Here is a 20,835-nt window from a genome sequence, read left to right on the forward strand (position 1 = left end):
CCCCCCCCCCCCCCCCCCCCCCCCCCCCCCCCCCCCCCCCCCCCCCCCCCCCCCCCCCCCCCCCCCCCCCCCCCCCCCCCCCCCCCCCCCCCCCCCCCCCCCCCCCCCCCCCCCCCCCCCCCCCACCGCGCGTCAGGTCAGGACGCCGGGGGACCCAGCGGCACGGGATCCGGCCCCGCGACGATCGGCGCGGTCACCGTGCCGACCCGCTCGACCGTCACCGCGACCTCCACGCCCGGCCGCAGCCACGGGTGCCGCTCCTCGCCGTGCAGCGACCGCAGCTCCAGCAGGCAGCCGGTGCCGACCGTGCCGCTGCCGACGACGTCGCCCGGCCGCAGCTCGGTGCCCCGCGAGGCGTAGGCGAGCATCTGCCCGAACGACCAGCGCACGTCGGCCCAGCTGCCACCGCCCTGCTTGACACCGTCGACCGCGGCCGCCATCCGCAGCGCGTAGCCGGCGCCGGAGCGGTACGGCTCGAGCTCGTCGGGCGTGACGAGGACCGGGCCGAGCGTCGTCGCGCCGTCCTTGCCCTTGGCGGGGCCCAGGCCGACCTGGGACTCCACGCCCTGCACGTCGCGGGCGCTCCAGTCGACGAACACCGTGTAGCCGGCGATCGCGGCCTCGGCCTGCTCCGGCGTGAGGTCCGACCCGCCCCGGCCGACGACCGCGGCGACCTCCACCTCGTAGTCGAACGCCGCGGAGCCGGGGGAGACCGGCACCGGCTCGCCGGACCCGCGCACCGCCGCCGGGTTGGTGAAGTAGAAGACCGGCTGCCGGAACCAGACCGGCGAGACCTCCCGGCCGAACGCGGCGGCGGCGTTGCGCGCGTGCTGCTCGAAGGACAGGAAGTCGCGGACCGACGGCGGCCGCGGCACCGGCGCCCGCAGCACCAGCCCGTCCTCCGGCACCACCTCGGCCGGGGTGCGCCCGGCCGCCGCGGCGAGGTCGGGGAGCAGGTCGACCAGCGCGGCGTCGAACCCGTGCACCCGCCCGTCGCGCAGCAGCCCGGCCCGCTCCGCGCCGTCGGACGGCGAGACGTAGGTGACCCAGCGCATCAGCTCTCCTCCCTCACGCCCGGCAGCCGATGGGGCCGCCGTGGAACGCCACCATGTCCGGCCAGATAGCGGTCAGCGGCAGCCGCTCGCCCGGGGGGCGCCCGTCGAGCTCGGCGTAGGCGCGGTGCAGGTTGCCCACCAGCCGCTCCGACTCCTGCCACCCGGCGTACGGGTTGTCCGCGTGCCGGCGGGCGGTCTCCAGCGGCGACCACCCGGCCGCGTGCCCCTCGCGCGCGGTCGCGTCGACGAAGGTGGCGTAGCCGGCGAGGTCGTCGAGCAGCCGGGGGACCTCCTCGCCGCGGCACACCGGGCCGTGCCCGGGCACCAGCACGTCGGGCTGCAGCGCGCGCAGCGCCTCGATCGCCCGCGGGTAGCCGGCCACGCTGCCCTCGGCGAGGAACGGCTGGCCGCCGGCGAAGGCGATGTCGCCCGCGAAGGCCACCCGCTGCTCGGGCAGCCACACGACGACGTCGCCGCGCGTGTGCGCCGGCCCGACCGCGTGCAGCTCCACCGCCCGCTCGCCGAGGTGCAGCGTCAGCGCGCCGGTGAACGTCAGGTCGGGCGGGCGCACCTCCAGGTGCCCGTAGTCGGGGCCGGTGAGCACCCGCGCGGCCAGCAGCCCGGCGGCGAGCTGGTCCTCCCGCGCGTGCACGTGCCCGACCACCGGGGTCTCGGCGGGCACCAGCCAGTTGCCGAAGGTGTGGTCGCCGTGGTGGTGGGTGTTCACCAGCGCCCGCAGCCGGCCCGGCGCCACCGACCCGACGGCGGCCAGCAGCGCGCGGTTGCGGGCCTCGGTCGAGGTGGTGTCCACCATCAGCCCCGTGCCGTCGTCGCCGGTGACCACGCCGGTGTTGTTGATCATCCAGCTGCCGTCGGGCTGCACGTAGGCGAAGACGCCGGGCGCCACCTGCTCGAGCGCCGCGGCCTCGATCGACGTCGTCACCGGGTCACTGTGCTGGGTTCGCGGCTGTGCGGGGAAGTCGCGGAGCATGCTCGTGCTCGGGGACAGCACCTTGCCGACGGGACAGATGTCTCACAGAGGTCCGTCCTCCGATTCGAGCTGCTCGACGATCTGCAGGGCGGTTTCCAGCTCACCATCCGATCGCGCGTTTTCACGCTTGGCGGCCTTGAGCGCGGCCTCCGCGTGTTCGCCCAGAAGTCGATCCGCTTCATCGAGGGCCAGCCACCGTCCATTCGCGCCGCGGGTGACTGCAGACCGCTGTTCCCAGTAGGCCAGAGCGATGTCCGCCTCAGCAGCCTTGATGTACAGCCAAGGCCGGATGTCCTGGAGTACGCGCACGCCACTACCCGCGCTTGCCTGCCAGTTCCAGGCTTGGTTCGCGTGCTGCCGGTTCATGAGGGAAAGCGAGCCACCCCAACGGGTCTGACACTTCTTCAGCAGGTCCGTCGACCGAGGCGTAGCCCGCTGGGTCACCTGGACACGGAGTGTGCGGCCGGGACGCACCTTGTTGCCGTTCCCGTAGATGCCGATGCTCCCCTCGCCGTCGAAGAACCCGGCGAAGTACGGCAGGAAAGCATCCACATCAGTCGCCCTTCACGTTCACGATCTGCCGCAGTTGGTGCTTCACCTCCACTAGATCAGCAGCGTCTGACATCACAACGTCAATGCTCTTGTACGCCTCGGGGTGCTCGTCGAGGAAGGCGTCCGAGCGGCCCCAGGCGATGCCGCTCATCCGCCGGTCGAGGTCGGCCCGGCTGAACCGCTTGCGCGCGGCCGACCGGGAGAACGCCCGCCCGGCGCCGTGCGGCGCGGAGGTGAGCGACGCGGCGTCGCCCTTGCCGACGACGACGTAGGACGCCGCGCCCATCGAGCCCGGGATGAGCCCCCACTGGCCGGGGCGCGCGGCGATCGCGCCCTTGCGGGACAGCCACACCTCGCGCCCGTAGTGGGTCTCCCGCTCGGTGTAGTTGTGGTGGCACTGGACCACCTGCTCGCGCCGCACCTCCTCGGTCAGGAACCGGGACACCTGGTCGGCGACGCGGTCCATCATCTCCTCGCGGTTGAGCGCGGCGAACCGCTGCGCCCAGCGCAGCGCCTCGATGTAGGCGTCGAACTCCGGCTCGCCCTCCGCCAGGTAGGCGAGGTCGCGGTCGGGGACGACGACGCCGCGGGCCCGCGTCCGCTCCTGCGCCACCCGGATGTGCTTGGACGCCAGCTTGTTGCCGACGCCCCGCGAGCCCGAGTGCAGGAACAGCCACACCCGGTCGGCCTCGTCGAGGGACACCTCGATGAAGTGGTTGCCCGAGCCGAGCGAGCCCAGCTGCAGCGGCCAGTCGCGCACGACGCCGTCGGCCTGGTCGGCGCCCGGCAGGCCGCGGAGCTCCTCGACCCGCGGCGCGGCCGTGTCGCGCACCTTCCGGTTGGCGCGGCCGGCCGACAGCGGCACGGCGCGGGCGATCTGCTCGTGCAGCACACCCAGGTCGCGGCCGCGGACGTCGTCGCCGGTGAACTGGGTGCGCACGGCCATCATCCCGCAGCCGATGTCCACGCCGACCGCCGCCGGGATGATCGCGCCGTCGGTCGGGATGACCGAGCCGACGGTCGCGCCGAGCCCCAGGTGGGCGTCGGGCATGAGCGCCACGTGCGGGTGGATGAACGGGAGCGAGGCGGTGCGCTCGGCCTGCTCGCGGGTGGCGTCCTCGAGGATCGACGCCCAGCTGAGCAGCCTCTCGCTGATCTTCTCCATCGTCCTTTCTCTCTGTGGGTGCAGGGCCCGGTCCCCGCGGTCGAACGGAGGGCCGGGGCAGTCAACGCGCTCGGCTCGCGCAGCGCGAGCGGATTACCCGGGGACCCCGCCGCGGGGAACTCCCTCGGCTTCCGGGCGGCGCGGCACTAGCCTCGGCGCCCTCGCGCGACCACCTCGCCGTGGCGCGCGGCGGCCCCCGTCCGCGCCGCGGTGCCCCGCCCACCGTCCGAGGGGAGACCGGGATGACCACGACACTCAGCGCCGCCGAGCTGGCCGAGCGGTACCTGCGCGGCTGGCAGGACCACGACGGGGACGCCGTCGCCGCGACCTTCGCCGACGACGGCGTCTACACCGACCCCTCGTTGCCGGAGCCCCTGCCGAAGGGCGCGGTCGCCGGGTTCGTGTCCGGCTTTCTGGCGGCCTTCCCCGACCTGACGCTGACCGTCGAGGACCTGGTCGGCGAGGGCTCCCGGGCGTACGTCCGCTGGCGCATCCAGGGCACCAACAGCGGCGTGCTGCCGGGCCTGCAGGCGCCGACCGAACGCCGCTGCGAGCTGCCCGGGGTCGACCTGGTCGAGGCCGGGCCGGAGGGCATCACGCGCGTGGTCGGCTACTTCGACCAGCTCACCCTCCTGCAGCAGCTCGGGCTGCGGGTCGACGTCGTCCCGGTCTGAGCCGCGGGGACGGGCGTCCCGGTCCGCCGGCAGCGGCGGTCCGGGACCCCGGCGTGCCGTTTTCGTTCCGCCGGGCCCGGGCAGCCCTCGTGCGACCGCTGGACCCGACAGTGAGGACGCACGCGATGCAGGTCGGACTGAAACTCGCCACCGAGGCCTTCCCGCCCGAGGAGATCGTCCGCCAGACGGTGCGCGCCGAGGAGGCGGGCTTCGACTTCGTCGAGATGAGCGACCACTACCACCCGTGGCTCGACGTCCAGGGGCACAGCGGCTTCACCTGGTCGATGCTCGGCGCGATGGCCGCGAAGACCGAGCGGATCGGCCTGGTCACCGGCGTGACCTGCCCGATCATCCGGTACCACCCGGCGGTCATCGCCCAGGCCGCGGCCACGGTGCAGATCCTCGCCGAGGGCCGGTTCACCCTCGGCATCGGCGCGGGGGAGCGGCTCAACGAGCACGTCGTCGGCACCGGCTGGCCGGCGGTGCACGTGCGGCACGAGATGCTCCGCGAGGCGCTGCAGATCATCCGGCTGCTCTGGCAGGGCGGCTACCAGACCTTCGAGGGCAGGTACCTGCAGCTCGAGGACGCCCGGGTGTTCGACCTGCCCGACGAGCTCCCGGTCATCGCGGTGGCCAGCGGCGGGCACAACGCCTCGGAGCTGGCCGCGGAGTACGGCGACGGGCTGTTCGCCACCGAGCCACGCGAGGACCTCGTCGCTGCCTTCCGCGACGCCGGCGGCAAGGGCCCGCTCTACGCCGAGGTGCCGATGGCGTGGGCGCAGGACGAGGAGTCCGCCGTCGAGGAGGCGCTGAAGACCAGCCGCTGGGCGCTCACCGGCTGGAAGGTCATGAGCGAGCTGCCCAACCCGGTCAACTTCGACGCCGCCAGCCGGACGGTGAAGGCCGAGGACATCCGTGGCCAGTTCTCCGTCGGCCCCGACCTCGACGTGCACGTGCAGCAGGCGCAGCCCTACGTCGACGCCGGCTTCGACCACCTCGTCCTGCAGAACGTCGGCCCGGACCCCGACGGGTTCATCGACGCCTGCGCGGGCGGGCTCATCGAGCGGGTCAAGGAGCTCACGCCCTCGGCGTGACGGCCCTCGTCAGGACACGGTCCCTGCCGGGTTCCGCAAGGGGCCTGCCAGGGTGCGCGGCGGGCGGGGAGGAGGGCCCGACGGCGGTCCCGGCGGCGGCACACTCGCCGACCGTGACCGCCTCCCTCCCCGCCCTTCCCGACACCACCGCCTGCCGCCTCGCACGGGAGGTGGTGCAGGAGTTCAGCTCACCGGCGCTGGTGAACCACTGCCTGCGCTCCTACCTGTGGGCCGCCGACCACGCCGCCCGGCACGGCATCGCGTTCGACGACGAGCTGCTGTTCGTCGCGGCGATGGTGCACGACCTCGGCCTGGAGCCGGTCTTCGACAGCGCGACCGTGCCGTTCGAGCAGGCCGGCGGGGCGGTCGGCTGGGTGTTCGCCGCGGGGGCGGGCTGGCCGGCCGCGCGACGGCGCCGGGTCGCCGAGATCGTCGTGGCGCACATGGCGCCGGAGGTCGACGTCGCCGCCGACCCGGAGGGGCACCTGCTGGAGCTGGCCACCGGTCTCGACATCTCCGGCCGCGACCCGCACGCCTGGCCCGCCGACCTGCGCGCCGCCGTCCTCGCCGGGTACCCGCGACTGGGCCTCATCGGCGAGTTCGTCGCCTGCTTCGAGGACCAGGCCCGCCGCAAGCCGGACTCGCTCGCCGGCCGGTTCTCGGCGAACGGCTTCGCCGCCCGCGCCCGCGCCAACCTGCTGGACACCTAGTCCCGCGCGAGCTCGTGCTCTGCACACAGGTGTGTGCAGAGCACGAGCGTCCGCAGGAGCGGTGGGTCCGTCGTCAGCCGCGGTCGAGCAGGCGCAGCGACGGGCGGCTGTTCAGCCGCTTCTCCAGGCTGACGCAGTGCCGGCCCTCGGGGTCGAGGCGGAAGTCCAGCCGGTCGACCAGCGCCTGCATGAGCGTGAGCCCCGCGCCGCGCTCGCCGTCGAGGCCCGGCCGGGTGGCCGCCTCCGTGAGGTCGAAGCCGGTGCCGTCGTCGACCACGGTGATCCGGCACAGCGCCCGGTCGATCTCCACCGACACCTGGTACCCGGCGTGGTCCCCGGCGTGCTGGACGACGTTCGCGCACGCCTCGGTGAGCGCGAGCGTCGTCTCCTCGACGACGGCCTGCTCGATCCGCAGGTGCTCGAGCGCCTGCCGGCACAGGCCGCGGACGAAGGGCACGCTGTCGACGTCGACGGGCAGCCGGACGGTGAACGCGATGTCCATGCCGGGCCCCTTCCCGTGACGGCGCGTACGCTCCTCGGGTCCGTTCCGGGTACCGAGGGAGCCTGATCGTGCTGTTCGCCGTCGACCGCGTGGCGGTGAACGGGCGGCCCGCGCTGAGGGTACGCGGTGAACTCGACATCGCCACGGTGGCGCTCCTCGCCGCGTACGTCGACGACGAACTGGCCACCCACCCGCGGTCCCTGGTCATCGACCTGACCGCCACCGTCTTCATGGACTCCTCCGGCGCCCGGCAGCTGGTCCGTGCCGCCAAGCAGGCCGCCGCGGCCGGAACCGCGCTGCAGGTCGTCTGCCCGCGGGACAACCAGCCGGTGCGCATGGTCATCGACCTGCTGGACCTGTCCCGCCTGGTGCCGGTGGTCGAGACGGCGAGCCTGAGCGACGGGGAGGTCGGGTCGTAGGGTCGGCCGCGATGAGCGCCGCCCCGATCCTCCCGTCCCCGGCTCCCGACCCGCTCCGCAGCCGGGTCGACGACGAGGCGCTCGCCCGCTGCGCCGAGGAACCGATCGCCGTCCCCGGCGCGATCCAGCCGCACGGCGCGCTGCTCGCCGTCACCGAGCCCGACCTGGCCGTCGTCGTCGCCTCGGCCAACGCCGCCGACGTCCTCGGCACCGACCCCACCGGCCGCACGCTGGCCGACCTGCTGACCCCCGCCGAGCTCGACCGGCTGCGGGCGGCGCTGGCCGCGGACCTCGCCGAGGCCGACCCGCTGCGGGTGGCGCCCGCCGGCACCGAGCTGGACCTGGTCCTCTCCCGCAGCGGCGACCTGCTGGTCACCGAGTGGGAGCCGGTCGCCGGCGCCGAGCAGGCCGGCGCGGCCTGGCACCGGCGGCTGCCGACCGTGCTGCAGCGGCTGTCCGCGCCGACGTCGCTGGAGGGGCTGACCGCCGTGCTGGCCCGCGAGGTGCGGGCGCTGACCGGCTTCGACCGGGTGATGGTCTACCGCTTCGACGCCGAGTGGAACGGCGAGGTGGTCGCCGAGGACCGGCGGCCGGACCTCGAGCCCTTCCTCGGCCTGCACTACCCGGCCAGTGACATCCCCGCCCAGGCCCGCGCCCTGTACGCCACCAACTGGATGCGGCTGATCCCCGACGCCACGTACACGCCGGTGCCGCTCGAGCCGCCGCTGGTGCCCGGGACGGGGCGGCCGCTGGACCTGTCCGGCGCGATGCTGCGCAGCGTCTCGCCGGTGCACCTGGAGTACCTGGCCAACATGGGCGTCACCGCGTCGATGTCGGTGTCGCTCGTCGACCGCGGCAGGCTGTGGGGGCTCATCTCCTGCCACGGCTACAGCGGCGCGCACCGCCCCTCCTACGCCGACCGCACCGCCGCGGAGTTCCTCGGCCGCACCGCCTCGCTGCTGCTGCACACCACCGTCGAGGCCGGCGAGCGCGACCGGGTGGTCGCCGTCGCGCAGCGGGAGGCGGAGCTGGTGGCCGCGATCGGCCGCACGCCGCGCACCCCCGCGGCCGCGCTCGTCGACGGCGACCTCACCGCGCTGGACCTGCTGCCCGCCGCCGGCGCCGCGGTCCGCCTCGACGGGCGGCTGCGCCTGCTCGGCCGCACCCCGCCGGCCGACCGGGTCGCCGCCGTCGTCCCCGCGGTGCTGCGGGCCGGCGGCGCCACCGACCGGCTCACCCTCGCGCTGCCCGGCTTCGACGACCTCGCCGACGACGCCAGCGGCGTGCTCGCCGTCGAGGTCGGCGGCGGGCGCGGCGACTTCCTCGCCTGGTTCCGCCCCGAGACCCCGCGCGAGGTCAGCTGGGGCGGCGACCCGGGCACGTCGAAGGTCACCGACGGGCGGCTGTCCCCGCGCCGCTCGTTCGCCCGCTGGACCGAGACCGTGCGCGGCACCGCCCGCCCGTGGCACGCGCACGAGGTCGACGCCGCCCGGGCGCTGGCCACCCACCTCGGCGAGGCGGTGCTCGCCCGCGCCGGCGAGGACGACCGGCTCTCGGCCGCGCTGCAGCGCACCCTGCTGCTGGAGGAGCTGCCCAAGGTGCCCGGCGTCGCGCTCGGCGCCCGCTACCGGCCGAGCGAGGCCGACGTCGTCGGCGGCGACTGGTACGACCTGGTGCCGCTGCCCAGCGGCCGGCTGGCCGTGGTGCTCGGCGACGTCGCCGGGCACGGCCTGGCCGCCGCCTCGGTGACCGCCCAGCTGCGGCACGCGCTGCGCGCCGCGCTGCTGCGCGACGAGGGCCCGGCCGCGGCGCTGGCCGAGCTCAACCGGCTGGTCGCGGCGCTGCTGCCGGGGGAGATGGCCACCGCCCTCGTGGCCCAGCTCGACCCGGCCGGCGGCGAGCTGGCGCTGGCCAACGCCGGGCACCTGCCCGCCGTGCACGCCCGCGACGGCGCCGCGCGGCTGGTCACCGACGGCCGCGGGCCGGCGCTGGGCCTGCTCGACGACGCCGACTTCCCCGAGGTGGGGCTGCGGCTGGACGCCGGCGACCGGCTGCTGCTCTACAGCGACGGGCTGGTCGAGCGGCGCGACCGCCCGCTGCCCGAGGGCATGGAGGCGGTGCGCGCGGCGGTGGCGCGGCTCGCCGGGGAGCCGCAGGAGGTCGTGGACGGCGTCGTCGCGGCGCTGGACCCGGCGGGCACCGACGACGTCACCGTGGTGGGGCTGGCCCGGGTCTAGCCCGGGGCGCCGCCGCGGACGAGGTAGCGGTAGGCCGGGGTGTCCGGCGCCAGGTGCTGGATGCGCAGCGGGCTGGCCGCGATCCGGTCGAGCAGGCCGGGCAGCGCGGAGGCGGCGCCGAGCTCGATGCCGGTGAGCGCGGCGCCGGTCTCCCGGTCGTCCCGCTTGACGTACTCGAACAGCACGATGTCGTCCTCGGGGCCGAGGACGTCGTCGAGGAAGCGGCGCAGCGCGCCGGGCTCCTGGGGGAACTCGACGAGGAAGTAGTGCTTGAGCCCCCGGTGCACCAGGGAGCGCTCGATGACCTCGGCGTACCGGCTGACGTCGTTGTTGCCGCCGGACAGCACGCAGACCACCGTCTGCCCCGGCTCGACCCGCACGGTGCCGCCGGTGAGCGCGGCCGACGCCAGCGCGCCCGCGGGCTCGGCGATGATCCCGTCGACCTGGTAGAGGTCGAGCATCTCGGTGCAGACCTGCCCCTCGGGGACGGTGACCAGCTCGGCGCCGCAGTCGCGCACCAGCGGGTGGGTGACCGCCCCGGCCCGCCGGACCGCGGCGCCGTCGACGAAGGTGTCGATCTCGGCCAGCTCGACCGGCCGCCCGGCGGCCAGCGCCGCGGCCATGCTCGCCGCGCCCGCCGGCTCCACCCCGACCAGCCGGGTGCCGGGGGCGGCCTGCGCGAGCCAGGTGCCGCAGCCGGCCAGCAGCCCGCCGCCGCCCAGCGGCAGGACGACGACGTCGGGCGCGCGGCCGCCGAGCTGGTCGAGCACCTCCACGGCGACGGTCGCCTGCCCGACGACGACCGGCCAGGCGTCGAATGCCGGCACCAGCGTGGCGCCGGTCGCGCGGGCGTGCGCCGCGGCGGCGGCCGCGGCGTCGTCGTAGGTGTCGCCGGTGACGACCAGCTCGACGGTGTCCCCGCCGAGGGCCTGGATGCGGGCGCGCTTCTGCCGCGGCGTCGTGCCCGGGACGACGACCGCGCCGCGCACGCCGAGCGCCCGGCAGGCGTACGCGACGCCCTGGCCGTGGTTGCCGGCGCTCGCGCAGACGACCCCGGCGGCGCGGGCGGCGTCGTCGAGGCGGCTGATCGTGTTGTACGCGCCGCGGACCTTGTACGAGCGGCCGACCTGCAGGTCCTCCCGCTTGAGCCAGACGTCGGCGCCGGTGAGCGCGGACAGCCGTTCGTTGCGCTGCAGCGGCGTGCGCTCGGCGACCCCGGCCAGCCGGCCGACCGCGTCGCGCACGTCGGCGGCGAAGTCCCGGACAGCGGTTGCCTCGGTCGTCCCGGCGGTGCTCACGGTGCTCCATCCTGCTCCGGCGGCAGGAATGGCCATTTCTGCCGCCCTCAGGCGGTGAGGCGGCCGTCGTCGCCGGCGGTGACGCGGCCGGCGGCGGTGACGCGGGCCAGCGCCTCGGCCAGCAGCGGCGCCAGCGACGGCGTGCGGCGGCGGTAGCCGAACACCTCGGCGGTGCGGAGGAACAGCTCGTCCTGGGTCAGCCCGCCGGACGCGCGGCACAGCGCGACCATCGCGTTGCCGACCTCCTGCACCGGCACCTGCTCGAGCGGGCGCGCGGCGCTGGTGGCCTGGCGGCGGAACGCGGTCCAGGTCTCCCGGTCCAGCGTCTCGGGCCAGACGACGTCGCCGTCGAGCGAGCCCGCGGGCAGCAGGGCCAGCAGCGCGTCGCGGCGCGCCTCGCTCACCCGGGTCAGCCCGAACGCGCCGGCGGCCAGCCGGACGAGGCGGTCGCGGTGCACCGGCCCCTCGGCCCTGACCCCGGCGGTCAGGACGCGCTTGACCAGGCGGGCGTTGCGCGGGTCGGCCAGGCCGTCCAGGACCTTGCGGTCGCCCGCGGGCTTGGGCGCCCACGCGCGGAAGCGCAGCTCCTGCGTGGGCTCCTCGACGGGGTCGGGGACGACGGTCAGCGGCACCGGGGTCACCGGCGTCGTGACCACCGGGGCCTCGACCGGCGCGTGCCGCGGCACCGGCAGCGCGGCGACCGCGGCCGACACCATCGAGCGCAGGGTCGGCAGCCCGCGCGGCTCCGGCTCGGGCTCCGGGTCGTCGGTGGGCCCGGGCTCCACGCTGACGGGGAGCTCGACGACGGGGGCCGGGGCCTCCTCCACCACGACCGGCGCGGCGGCCGGGGGAGCGGGCGCCGGCTCGGGGACCGCGGCCACCGCGGCGACCAGGCGGTCGAGGACGGCGTCGCGGTCGCGCAGCCACGAGGGCAGCCACACCCGCTCGACGGCGGGCCAGCCGAGCATCCCGGACAGCACCTCGACGGGGAGGCCGTCGCGGTCGCCGACGGTGCGCCGGCGCGCCCACTCGGGGCCGTCGAGCAGCACCGCCACGACCGGGCTGTCCGGCGCGGAGGGCCGGGCCACGGACAGGTCGACGCGGAACTCCGACAGGCCGACGTCGGTGCGCACCGCCAGCCCCCGCTCGCGCAGCGCCGCGGCGATCTCCTCGCGGTGCCGGTCGGGCACCGACGGCCGCCGGGCCTCGCGGGGCAGCGCGTCGGTGCCGAGCGCGGCCAGGTCGAGGTAGGCGCGCAGGTGCTTGATGCCCAGCGACGAGGTCTGCTCCGCGCGCAGCGCCGACGGGTCGAAGGAGGAGAAGACGACGACCTGCCGCCGGGCGCGGGTGATCGCCACGTTGAGCCGGCGCTCTCCGCCGACCCGGTTGAGCGGGCCGAAGTTCAGCGGCAGCACGCCACGGTCGTCGGGGCTGAAGCCGGTGGAGAACAGCACGACGTCGCGCTCGTCGCCCTGCACGTTCTCCAGGTTCTTGACGAACAGGCCCTCGCCGTCGGTGCGGTCGAGCGCCTCGGCCAGCCGCTCGTCGCCGGCGTCGCGCAGCAGCGACTCGATGTAGGCCCGCTGCTGGGCGTTGAAGGTGACCACGCCGATCGACGGCACCGCGTCCGGGGAGGCGTCGAAGCGGCGGCGGATCTCGGCGACGACGGCCTTGGCCTCCATCGGGTTGGTGCGCAGCAGCCGGCCGGCGCCGGCGCGGTGGAAGGTGCCCTGCACGCGGACCAGCGAGATGCCGCGGCCGTCGACGTCGGCCGAGGGCCGCCCGTGGGTGGGCGCCGGGAAGGACGACAGCCGGTTCTCGTAGTAGTGCGCGTTGCTGAACGCGATCAGCGACTCGTCCTGGCTGCGGTAGTGCCAGGACAGCCAGTGCCGGGGCACCCGCGCCTGCACGCACTCGGAGAGGATCGACTCCTCGTCCTCGACGGCGGTGCCGAGCAGCTCGGCGAGCTCGTCGTCGAGGACGGACACCGGCTCGGCGAACGACGTCGGCGGCATCTGCTCGCTGTCGCCGACGACCACGGCGGCCCTGGCCCGGCCCAGCGCGCCGACGGCGTCGGCGACGCGGATCTGCGAGGCCTCGTCGAAGACCACGAGGTCGAACAGCCCGGCCTCCGCGGGGAAGAACCGCGCCACCGAGTCGGGGCTGACCAGAACGCACGGCATGACCGCGGTGACCAGGTCGCCGTACTCGGCCAGCAGCGCGCGCACACCCGGCCCGCGGCGGGAGCGGCCGAGCTCGCGCTGCAGGGCGCCGAGCCGGTCGTCGGTGTCGCCGAGGTCCCGGCCGGCGAGCACCTCGGCCGGCAGCGCGGCGGTCAGGTGCCGGCGCACCGCGCGGGAGGCGGCGGTGAAGCGGGCGATCGCCTTGCCGTGCGCGGCCTCGTCGAAGCCGTCCAGCCCGGTGGCGGCGCGGCGCTCGGCCGTCGACGCGGCGGCCAGGCCGTGCTCGAACGCCCGCGGGGCGTCCTCGGCGGGCAGCCGGCCCGACACGAGCGCGGCGCGGGCCCCGGTCAGCCCGGCGGCGCGCAGCGGCTCCAGGGTGTCGAGGAACTCCGCCCAGCGGCGCAGCGAGATCAGGCCGCTGTGCTCGACGCCGCGCTCGGGGCGGGTCATCGCCCAGCGCAGCACCACGCCGTCGTCGCCGCACCAGGCGGCCAGCGCCGCCGGGGTGCTGGAGCAGACCCGCAGCAGGGCGTCGAGCCCGTCCCGCAGCCGGCGGACGGCGGTGGCCGCGGCGGCGTCCGGACCGGGCCCGGCGACGACGTACCGGCGCAGCGCGACGGCGAACTCGCGGGCGCTGTCGACGACCGCGCCGGCGCGGCGCAGCCAGGCGACCTGCCCGTCGAGCAGCGTGGGCTCCAGCAGCGGGTTCCAGCCGGCCGGCACCGACAGCCCGGGGATCACCGAGGCGCGGGCGGCGATGCCGGCGGCGGCGGTCTGCAGCCGCCACAGCGAGGCGGTGAGCTCGGCGACGTCGCGCAGCTTCACCGTGACGCCCGGGCGCAGCACCGGCGCGAGCTGCGCGCGCACCGCGCGCAGCCCCTGCCGGCGGGCCCACCAGCGGGCGGCCTGCGCGGTCTGGGCGGCGACGTAGAGGTCGGCCAGCGGCAGCGCCAGCGCCTCGGGGGTGGCCAGCTCCAGCCCGGGGTGGACGGCGGAGGCGAAGGCGGCGACCTCGCCGAGCACCGTCGACGTCGCGGTCGTCCAGCGCTCGGTCGGCACCTCGTCGAGGACGTCCATGCCGATCGTGGAGCCCGCCGTGGGGCCGGACAGCAGGTGGGCGAGGTCGTCGAGGTCGCCGGGGGTGCGCACCTCGCGCAGCGCCCGCGCCAGGTGCTCCTCGGCCGGCAGCGCGCGCATGGCGGCGTCGACCTCGGCGGCCGCGGACTGGGCGGCGCGCAGGTCGACCCGCGCGGTGTCGACGAACGCCCAGGGGTGCCGGGGCGAGGGGCGGACCAGGTCGGCGACGTCGGGCAGCAGCGCCAGCGCGCGGCGCACCTCGGCCAGCGTCGCGGCGGGCGCGGCGGCGGCGAAGGTCTGCGGCACCGGCAGCTGCGGGACGTCGCCGCCGAGCGCGAGCTGTGCGGTGCGCGCGGAGTAGTAGGACAGCCCTGCGGCGTTCGGCGCGTGCAGCCGGTCGGCGTAGCGGGCCAGCGTGCGGCGGGCGGCGCGCAGGTCGTCGCCGTCGGCGGCCAGGCCCTGCTCGTCGACGGCGACCGCGTGGTCCAGCGCCGCGCGCACCCGGGCGCGGACCTCCGCGGCGCGGGCGCCCCGGTCGTGCAGGTCGAGGGCGAACGGGCCCATGCCGACCGCCTCGAGCCGCCGGGCGACGACGTCGAGCGCGGCCCGCTTCTCGGCCACGAACAGCACCCGCTTGCCGTCGGCGACCGCGCGGGTGAGCAGGTTGGTGATCGTCTGCGACTTGCCGGTGCCGGGCGGGCCCTCGAGCACGAACGTGCGCCCGGCGACGCCCTCGGCCACCGCACGCAGCTGCGAGGCGTCGGCGGGGACGGGGCAGCGGGCGGCCAGCTCGTCGAGGTCGACGTCGGCGGCCGCGGCCGGCACCGGGTCGGTGAACGCCTCGGTCGGGGCGTGCACGAGGTGGTGCACCAGCGGGTTGGCGGTGAGCTCGGCCCAGTGCTCGTCGAGGTCGCGCCACAGCCGGTACTTGGCGAACTGCAGGACGGCGAGGTCGGCGGTGGCCTCGACGCGGAACGGCAGCCCGGCGTCGGCCAGCGCCTGGCGGACGGCGGTCAGCGCGGTGTCGACGTCGGTGCCCTCGCCGTCCAGCCCCGGGACGGTCAGGCCGTGCACCTGGCGCAGCTTCTCCAGCAGGCACCAGTTGGGGCTGGCGGCGGAGGACTCGTCGGCGGTGAGCCGGTAGGCGCCGGTGCGGCCGGCGGGGGAGAGGACCACCGGCAGCAGCACCAGCGGCGAGCGCAGCGCCCGGCCGTCGAGCTCCCAGGCCAGGCTGCCGATCGCGACGTAGAGGTTGTTGGCGCCGGTCTCCTCGCGGACGGTCCGCGCCCGGTGCGCCAGCCCGCGCAGCCGGGGCAGGTAGCCGCCCTCGGTGACGTCGGCGTGCACAGCACGCCGCTCGACCAGCGCCTCGCCGAGCAGGCCGACCGGCAGCTCGCGGGCCGACCGCACGCCGCGCTCGACGTGCACGGCGGCCAGCCGGTCGCCCGGCAGCAGGGTGACGGCGTCGTCGCCGGTGAGCAGGTCGGCCAGGCCCGCGAGGTAGGCGTCGGGAACGACCAGCGGCACGCCGGCGCCCTCGGTGTAGTTGATCAGCCGGTTGCGCAGGCTGAGGTCGAGGAGGCTGTTCTTCCACTGCTGCACCCGCGGCGGCACGCCCGTGCGGCCGCCGGCGACCGGCGCGGCGTGCCGGCCGGCCGGGCGGGCGGCGGGGTCGTGCTCGGCGGCGCGGTACTCGACGACCTGCACCGAGCCGTCCGGGCCGCGGGTGCGGGCGGGCAGCGGCAGGATGCCGTCGCGGCGGGCGCGGTGGACGTCGGTGACGCCGACGACGCGGTCCAGCGCCCCGGGCAGCCAGGCGTCGTAGGCGGCGCGGTGCAGCCGGTCGGCGTCGGGCTCCTCGGGACTGCGGCCGGTGAGCAGCGTCGTCTCCACCAGCCGCACCAGGCCGAGGTCGACCAGGTTGACCAGCGGCGCGACGTCGGTGGTGGCCGCGCTCTCCGCGGTGCGCTCCTCCCGCCAGTAGCCGAGGAAGGCGTGCCCCTCGGCCACCCACAGCAGCGGCCGGACGCCGGCGGCCTCGAGCGCGGCGGCCAGCACGACGACGGTGTCCAGGCAGGTGCCGACCCGGCCGTCGAGGACGTCGCCGGGGGTGCGCACCTTCTGGCCGATGTCCGCCCAGCTGGCCGGGGGCTCGGTGTAGCGGATGCCGCGGGCGCGCACGGCCGCGGCGATCGCGGCGACGATCTCGTCGACCCGCTCGGGCCCGGCCTGGTAGCCCTGCACCGACGGGTCGGCGGTGCGCTCCTCGAGCACCGCGGCGGCCTCGGCCAGCAGCGCGGTGACCGCGGGGTGGTTGGGCAGCACGTGCGCGGCGAGCATCTCCAGCGCCAGCGGCACCGGGGTGGCCAGCCACTGGCTGGCGGCGAGCACCTGCACCGGGACGGCGGTGCCGGCGACGTCCACGCCGTCGACGGCGACGTCGATCTCGATCGAGCCGGGCCGCTGCTCCTCGATCTGCAGCATCGCGGCGGGGTCCATGACCAGGCCGACGTCGCTGAGCACGGTGGTGGTGCCGGCGTCGAGGTCGACCAGCAGCTCGACCGGGCTGCCGATGGGGCCCTCGGCGTCCTGGACGCCCAGGCGCACGGTGGCGCCGCGGACCGCCGCGCCGTGGTTGGTGAACGCCAGCCGCGACACGACCGGGACGCGGTTGTGCGCGAGGGCGTAGGAGAGCACCGGCGTGCTGGTGGCCGAGATCGCCACGGCAGCCCGGACCCCGTCGTGCGGATGCGGGCGGGTGTCCGTGGTGCTCATGCCGTCCTGTCTACCGGCCCGGACGGACCGGTCCGGTCATCCGCGTGGAGCGTCTGGGGCGGGTGTGACGGGAGGGCCGAGACGTTGCCGGGCGGGCACGGGGGAGCGGGTCGGTGGCCGGAACGGGGTCGTCCCGTCCGTACGTTCGGCCGGGTGCGCACCGCTCCCGAGCCCCCGCCCGACGGCCCGCCCGACGGCCTCACCGGGGACCTCCTCGACGGGCTCTCCGACGGGCTCGACACCGACCGGCTGCCCACCTCCTCGCGGCACCGGGCGGCGCGGTCGGCCGCCCGCCGGCGGTGGCTCGCGGTGCTCGGGGCGCTCGCGGTGCTGCTCGCCGTCGGCGGCCTGGCGGTGCTGGTCGCTCCGGCGGTGAGCGGGACGGCGGTGGACGCCGCGCCGCCCGTCGTCCGGACGGCCACGCCGACGACCGACCCGGTCGCGCGCCCGGCGTCGCCGCACCCGTCGTCGGCCGCGCCTCCGCCGTCCCCGACCTCCGCGGCCGCCGTCCCGGAGGTGGTCGCCGAGGTGCCGCCCGCCGTCCCGTCGACCGCGCCCGCCGCGACGACGACGGCCGCGCCCGTCCCGGCCGCCGAGCCGCAGGTCCCCTGCGACGACCCGCCGGGCCGGGGCCAGGACGGCCGCGGCAACGACCGGGGCAACGGCGACCGGGGTCCGCGCTGCCCGTGACAGGCTGAGCCGGTGCCGAGACGCAGCGCGGGGGTGATGCTGTACCGGCGCACGCCGTCGGTGGAGGTGCTGCTCGGCCACATGGGCGGGCCGTTCTGGGCGCGCAAGGACGACGGCGCCTGGTCGTTCCCGAAGGGCGAGTACGCCGACGGCGAGGACCCGCTCGCGGTCGCGCACCGCGAGTTCGAGGAGGAGCTCGGCAGTCCGGTGCCGGCGGCGTCGCTGGTGCCGCTCGGCGAGCTGCGGGCCGGCGGCAAGGTGCTCACCGTGTGGGCCGGCGAGGGTGACCTCGACGCGGACGCCGCGGTCAGCAACACGTTCACGATCGAGTGGCCGCCGCGGTCGGGGCGGGTGCAGGAGTTCCCGGAGATCGACCGCGCCGCCTGGTTCGGCGTCGACGAGGCGCGGGCCAAGCTGGTGAAGGGCCAGGTGCCCTACCTCGACCGGCTGCTGGCCCTGCTCGCCGGCTGACCCCGCGCCGCTCGTCGACCTGCTGCTGTCTCCCGCGCCCCGAGACGACGTCAGGTCGACAGGCGGCGCACGGCACGTCCGGCCGTCGCCGGCGACCGCGAGGTGCCGGACGGGGGAACGGGGTGGGTCGATCGTGTGACGTCTCGTCCCACCGGTGCGCCGGGCCTCGCGCCACGGCCCGGGTGGCGTCATCGTCGGTGGCCACCGTCCCGGGAGGTCCCGTTGAGCACCTCGCACAGTGGCCCTGACCAGGCCTGCGCGCCCGCGTCCCGCCCCGTCGCGACCGCCGTCCTGCGCCGCCGCCCGGGGTGGGGGAGCGGTCCCGCCGCGCCGTCGTCGCCGGCTTCGGTGACGGATCGCTGACGAGACGTCACACCCGTCCCACGGGCGGGCGCGACGTCGCAGGGGGGTGGCATGTTCTGGCTCCCGAGTCCTGACGGACTCCCGAGCGAGGAGACCCGCGTGCTGTGTGACACCTGCGCCGCCGAGACCCACCCCGGCCCGGTCTGCGCCCGCTGCGCCGCGCTGGCGCAGCTGACCCAGCCGGTGCTGCGGCTGGAGACCCGCCGCCGGCCCCCGGTCCCCCCGGCGCCGGCGCGCTGAGACGCCGCACCGGCTCCGCGGCGGTCCGCGGAGCCGGTGCGACCCGTGGCTCAGCCGACGCCGGCCGGCTCGGGCACCCGCGGCTGCGGCGCCACCGGCACCTCGCCGTCGGACTCGCGGATGCCGTACCGGGCGTAGAGCCGGCCCAGCGGTCCCGGCGCCCACCAGTTGGCCCGCCCGAGCAGCCGCATCGTCGCCGGCACCAGCAGCGTCCGGACGACGGTCGCGTCCACCACGATCGCGATCGCCATCGCGACGCCGATCATCTTGATGAAGGTGATCCCGGAGGTGGAGAACGCCCCGATCACCACGAGCAGCAGCAGCGCCGCGCTGGTGATGATCCCGCCGGTGCGCTGCAGCCCGGTGGCCACCGCGGCGGTGTTGTCGCCGGTGAGGTCGTACTGCTCGCGGATGCGGGACATCAGGAAGACCTCGTAGTCCATCGACAGCCCGAAGACGATGGCCAGCACGAGGATCGGCTGGGTCGCCTCGATGAACCCGGTCGGGGTGAAGCCCAGGACGCCGGAGAGGTTGCCGTCCTGGAAGATCCACACCAGCGCGCCGAACGAGGCGCCCAGCGACAGCACGTTCACCAGCACCGCCTTGACCGGCAGCACCACCGAGCCGAAGGCCAGGAACAGCAGCACGAACGTCGTCGAGACGACGATCAGCGCCATCCACGGCAGCAGCGAGCCGAGGCTGTCCAGCAGGTCCGTCATCACCGCGCTCTCGCCGCCGACGAGCACCTCACCGCCCGGCGGGGCGGGCACGTCGCGGACGTCGGCGACCAGCGCGCGGGCGTCGGCGTCGACCGGGTCGCCGTCGTAGGCCACCGCCACCCGCGCGGTCGTGCCGGCCGCGCCGGTGACCGTCGCGCCGTCCACCTCCGGCAGGGCGGCGACGTCGGCCACGTAGGCCTCGAGTGCGGCGGCGCCGGCGGGGGAGTCGACCGGGTCGGGCAGGCTGACGACGGCGGTCACCGGGCCCGACGGCGCGGGCGGGAAGTCCCGGTCGATCGTCTCGGCCACCACCCGGCTCTCGGTGCCGGCCGGCAGCGCGCGGACGTCGATCGCGCCGAACTGCACCCGCAGGAACGGCAGCGCCAGCACCAGCAGCAGCCCGACGACGGCGACGGTCACCAGCACCGGCCGGCGCATGACGCCGCGGGCGATCCGCTCCCACACGCCGCGGCCGGGTTCCGCGTCCCGCACCCTCCGGCGCCACGGCACCGCCAGCGCGTCCACCCGCGTCCCGAGCACCGCCAGCAGCGCCGGCAGCAGGGTCAGCGCAGCGAGCATCGCCACCAGCACCGCGCTCACCCCGCCGAAGCCCATCGAGCGGAGGAACACCTGCGGGAACACCACCAGCCCGGCCAGCGACAGCGCCACGGTGATCCCGGAGACGGCGACCGTGCGGCCCGCCGTCGCCATCGTGCGGGCCAGCGCGTCCTCCACCGTCGCCTGCCGGCGCACCTCCTCGCGGAACCGGCTGACCACGAACAGGCCGTAGTCGATCGCGAGCCCCAGCCCGAGGATCGTCACGATGTTGACCGCGAACACCGACACCTCGGTGAACAGGCTGACCACCCGCAGCGCGGTGAACGCCCCGAGGATCGCGGTGACGCCGACGGCCAGCGGCAGGCTCGCGGCGGCCAGACTGCCGAACACGACGACGAGCAGCACCGCCAGCACCGGCAGCGAGATCATCTCGGCGCGGGCGATGTCGGCGCTGACCCGCTCGTTGATGTCGCGCTCGACCGTGGCCGCACCACCGATCGACGTCTCCAGGCCCGGCGCGGACAGCTCCTCCTCGACGACGTCGACGGCGTCGGCGCGCGCGTCGGCGTCCCCGGCCAGTTGCAGCACGGCGTAGGTGGACCGGCGGTCCTCGCTCACCAGCGGCGCGGCGCCGGTGTCGAACCAGGTCGTGGCCCGCTCGACCACGCCGCCGGGGAGCCCGGTCAGGGACGCGGTGACCGCGTCGCGGTAGGCGGGGTCGTCGACGGTCAGGTCGTCGCTGCGGTACAGGACGACGACGTCGGAGGCGTCGCGGCCCAGCTCGCGGACCGCCAGCTCGGCGGCCCGGGCGCTCTCGCTGCCCGGGTCCTCGAAGCCGCCGCTGGTCAGCCGGCCGAAGACGCCCGTGCCCCACACGCCCGCGACGACGACGGCGACGGCGCCGATCGCCAGCACCCACCGTCGCCGTCGGTACACCACTCGTCCGAGGGCCTCGAACACGGCAGCCCCTCCCTCTCCCGGTAGACTGGGTGAACAGTGTTAGCGAACGGCGATAACTCTGCATACGCCGTTCACTGACGTCAACCCCGGGAGGTGGTCGGC

Annotated in this window: 16 protein-coding genes; 8 read left to right on the top strand and 8 right to left on the bottom strand. The window is 76.3% G+C overall.

Annotated features, from left to right (window positions below; all coding sequences use genetic code 11):
- Window positions 1-137 precede the first annotated feature (137 nt).
- From ACI8AA_RS03960 to ACI8AA_RS03975, 4 genes are all read right to left on the bottom strand, one after another.
- Entirely contained in the window at window positions 138-1,055 is a 918-nt protein-coding gene (locus ACI8AA_RS03960) for a fumarylacetoacetate hydrolase family protein (RefSeq protein ID WP_457043223.1), read from the bottom strand.
- A gap of 13 nt (window positions 1,056-1,068) precedes the next feature.
- Complete coding sequence (locus tag ACI8AA_RS03965; RefSeq protein WP_457043224.1) at window positions 1,069-1,998, bottom strand: MBL fold metallo-hydrolase; 930 nt, start codon at window positions 1,996-1,998, stop codon at window positions 1,069-1,071.
- Window positions 1,999-2,088: 90 nt separating this feature from the next.
- Window positions 2,089-2,598, bottom strand: a complete 510-nt coding sequence (locus tag ACI8AA_RS03970) for a hypothetical protein (RefSeq protein ID WP_457043225.1) — start codon at window positions 2,596-2,598, stop codon at window positions 2,089-2,091.
- Window position 2,599: 1 nt separating this feature from the next.
- A complete protein-coding gene (locus tag ACI8AA_RS03975; protein WP_457043226.1) occupies window positions 2,600-3,763 on the bottom strand; it encodes an RtcB family protein in 1,164 nt (387 codons plus the stop codon).
- Window positions 3,764-4,005: 242 nt separating this feature from the next.
- On the opposite strand from ACI8AA_RS03975, the gene ACI8AA_RS03980 reads away from it, so the two are divergent.
- The 3 genes from ACI8AA_RS03980 to ACI8AA_RS03990 all read left to right on the top strand — a co-directional run bounded on the left by ACI8AA_RS03980 (window position 4,006) and on the right by ACI8AA_RS03990 (window position 6,241).
- The gene (locus ACI8AA_RS03980) at window positions 4,006-4,437 is read left to right on the top strand and encodes an ester cyclase (protein WP_457043227.1); all 432 of its coding nucleotides are present in this window, start codon (window positions 4,006-4,008) and stop codon (window positions 4,435-4,437) included.
- A gap of 125 nt (window positions 4,438-4,562) precedes the next feature.
- Window positions 4,563-5,531: a TIGR03557 family F420-dependent LLM class oxidoreductase gene (locus ACI8AA_RS03985; RefSeq protein ID WP_457043228.1), complete on the top strand. Its 969-nt coding sequence runs from the start codon at window positions 4,563-4,565 to the stop codon at window positions 5,529-5,531.
- Window positions 5,532-5,644: 113 nt separating this feature from the next.
- Entirely contained in the window at window positions 5,645-6,241 is a 597-nt protein-coding gene (locus ACI8AA_RS03990; protein ID WP_457043229.1) for an HD domain-containing protein, read from the top strand.
- Window positions 6,242-6,314: 73 nt separating this feature from the next.
- Here the strand turns inward: ACI8AA_RS03990 and ACI8AA_RS03995 are convergent, their stop codons facing one another.
- A complete protein-coding gene (locus tag ACI8AA_RS03995) occupies window positions 6,315-6,743 on the bottom strand; it encodes an ATP-binding protein (protein WP_457043230.1) in 429 nt (142 codons plus the stop codon).
- 68 nt (window positions 6,744-6,811) lie between these two features.
- On the opposite strand from ACI8AA_RS03995, the gene ACI8AA_RS04000 reads away from it, so the two are divergent.
- Together ACI8AA_RS04000 and ACI8AA_RS04005 are read left to right on the top strand one after the other, a co-directional pair.
- The gene (locus ACI8AA_RS04000; protein WP_457043231.1) at window positions 6,812-7,162 is read left to right on the top strand and encodes an STAS domain-containing protein; all 351 of its coding nucleotides are present in this window, start codon (window positions 6,812-6,814) and stop codon (window positions 7,160-7,162) included.
- An 11-nt stretch (window positions 7,163-7,173) separates the two neighbouring features.
- Window positions 7,174-9,399 (top strand): SpoIIE family protein phosphatase, encoded by a 2,226-nt coding sequence (locus tag ACI8AA_RS04005; RefSeq protein WP_457043232.1) that lies wholly within the window; start codon window positions 7,174-7,176, stop codon window positions 9,397-9,399.
- Here the strand turns inward: ACI8AA_RS04005 and ilvA are convergent.
- Both ilvA and ACI8AA_RS04015 read right to left on the bottom strand, forming a co-directional pair.
- The gene (ilvA, locus tag ACI8AA_RS04010) at window positions 9,396-10,697 is read right to left on the bottom strand and encodes a threonine ammonia-lyase IlvA (protein WP_457043233.1); all 1,302 of its coding nucleotides are present in this window, start codon (window positions 10,695-10,697) and stop codon (window positions 9,396-9,398) included. The two genes, ACI8AA_RS04005 and ilvA, sit on opposite strands and share 4 nt — an antisense overlap.
- Before the next feature lie 47 nt (window positions 10,698-10,744).
- Window positions 10,745-16,732, bottom strand: coding sequence for a DUF4011 domain-containing protein (locus tag ACI8AA_RS04015; RefSeq protein ID WP_457043234.1), 5,988 nt, complete (start codon window positions 16,730-16,732; stop codon window positions 10,745-10,747).
- 153 nt (window positions 16,733-16,885) lie between these two features.
- On the opposite strand from ACI8AA_RS04015, the gene ACI8AA_RS04020 reads away from it, so the two are divergent.
- The 3 genes from ACI8AA_RS04020 to ACI8AA_RS04030 all read left to right on the top strand — a co-directional run bounded on the left by ACI8AA_RS04020 (window position 16,886) and on the right by ACI8AA_RS04030 (window position 18,496).
- Complete coding sequence (locus tag ACI8AA_RS04020) at window positions 16,886-17,422, top strand: hypothetical protein (protein WP_457043235.1); 537 nt, start codon at window positions 16,886-16,888, stop codon at window positions 17,420-17,422.
- 12 nt (window positions 17,423-17,434) lie between these two features.
- On the top strand, window positions 17,435-17,893 hold the full coding sequence (locus ACI8AA_RS04025) for an NUDIX domain-containing protein (RefSeq protein ID WP_457043236.1): 459 nt from the start codon (window positions 17,435-17,437) through the stop codon (window positions 17,891-17,893).
- Between the two features lie 462 nt (window positions 17,894-18,355).
- Window positions 18,356-18,496 (top strand): hypothetical protein, encoded by a 141-nt coding sequence (locus tag ACI8AA_RS04030; protein ID WP_387988812.1) that lies wholly within the window; start codon window positions 18,356-18,358, stop codon window positions 18,494-18,496.
- Between the two features lie 50 nt (window positions 18,497-18,546).
- On the opposite strand, the gene ACI8AA_RS04035 is transcribed toward ACI8AA_RS04030, so the two are convergent.
- The gene (locus ACI8AA_RS04035) at window positions 18,547-20,733 is read right to left on the bottom strand and encodes an MMPL family transporter (RefSeq protein ID WP_457043237.1); all 2,187 of its coding nucleotides are present in this window, start codon (window positions 20,731-20,733) and stop codon (window positions 18,547-18,549) included.
- Window positions 20,734-20,835 lie beyond the last annotated feature (102 nt).

The organism is Geodermatophilus sp. SYSU D01180, from assembly GCF_054050415.1.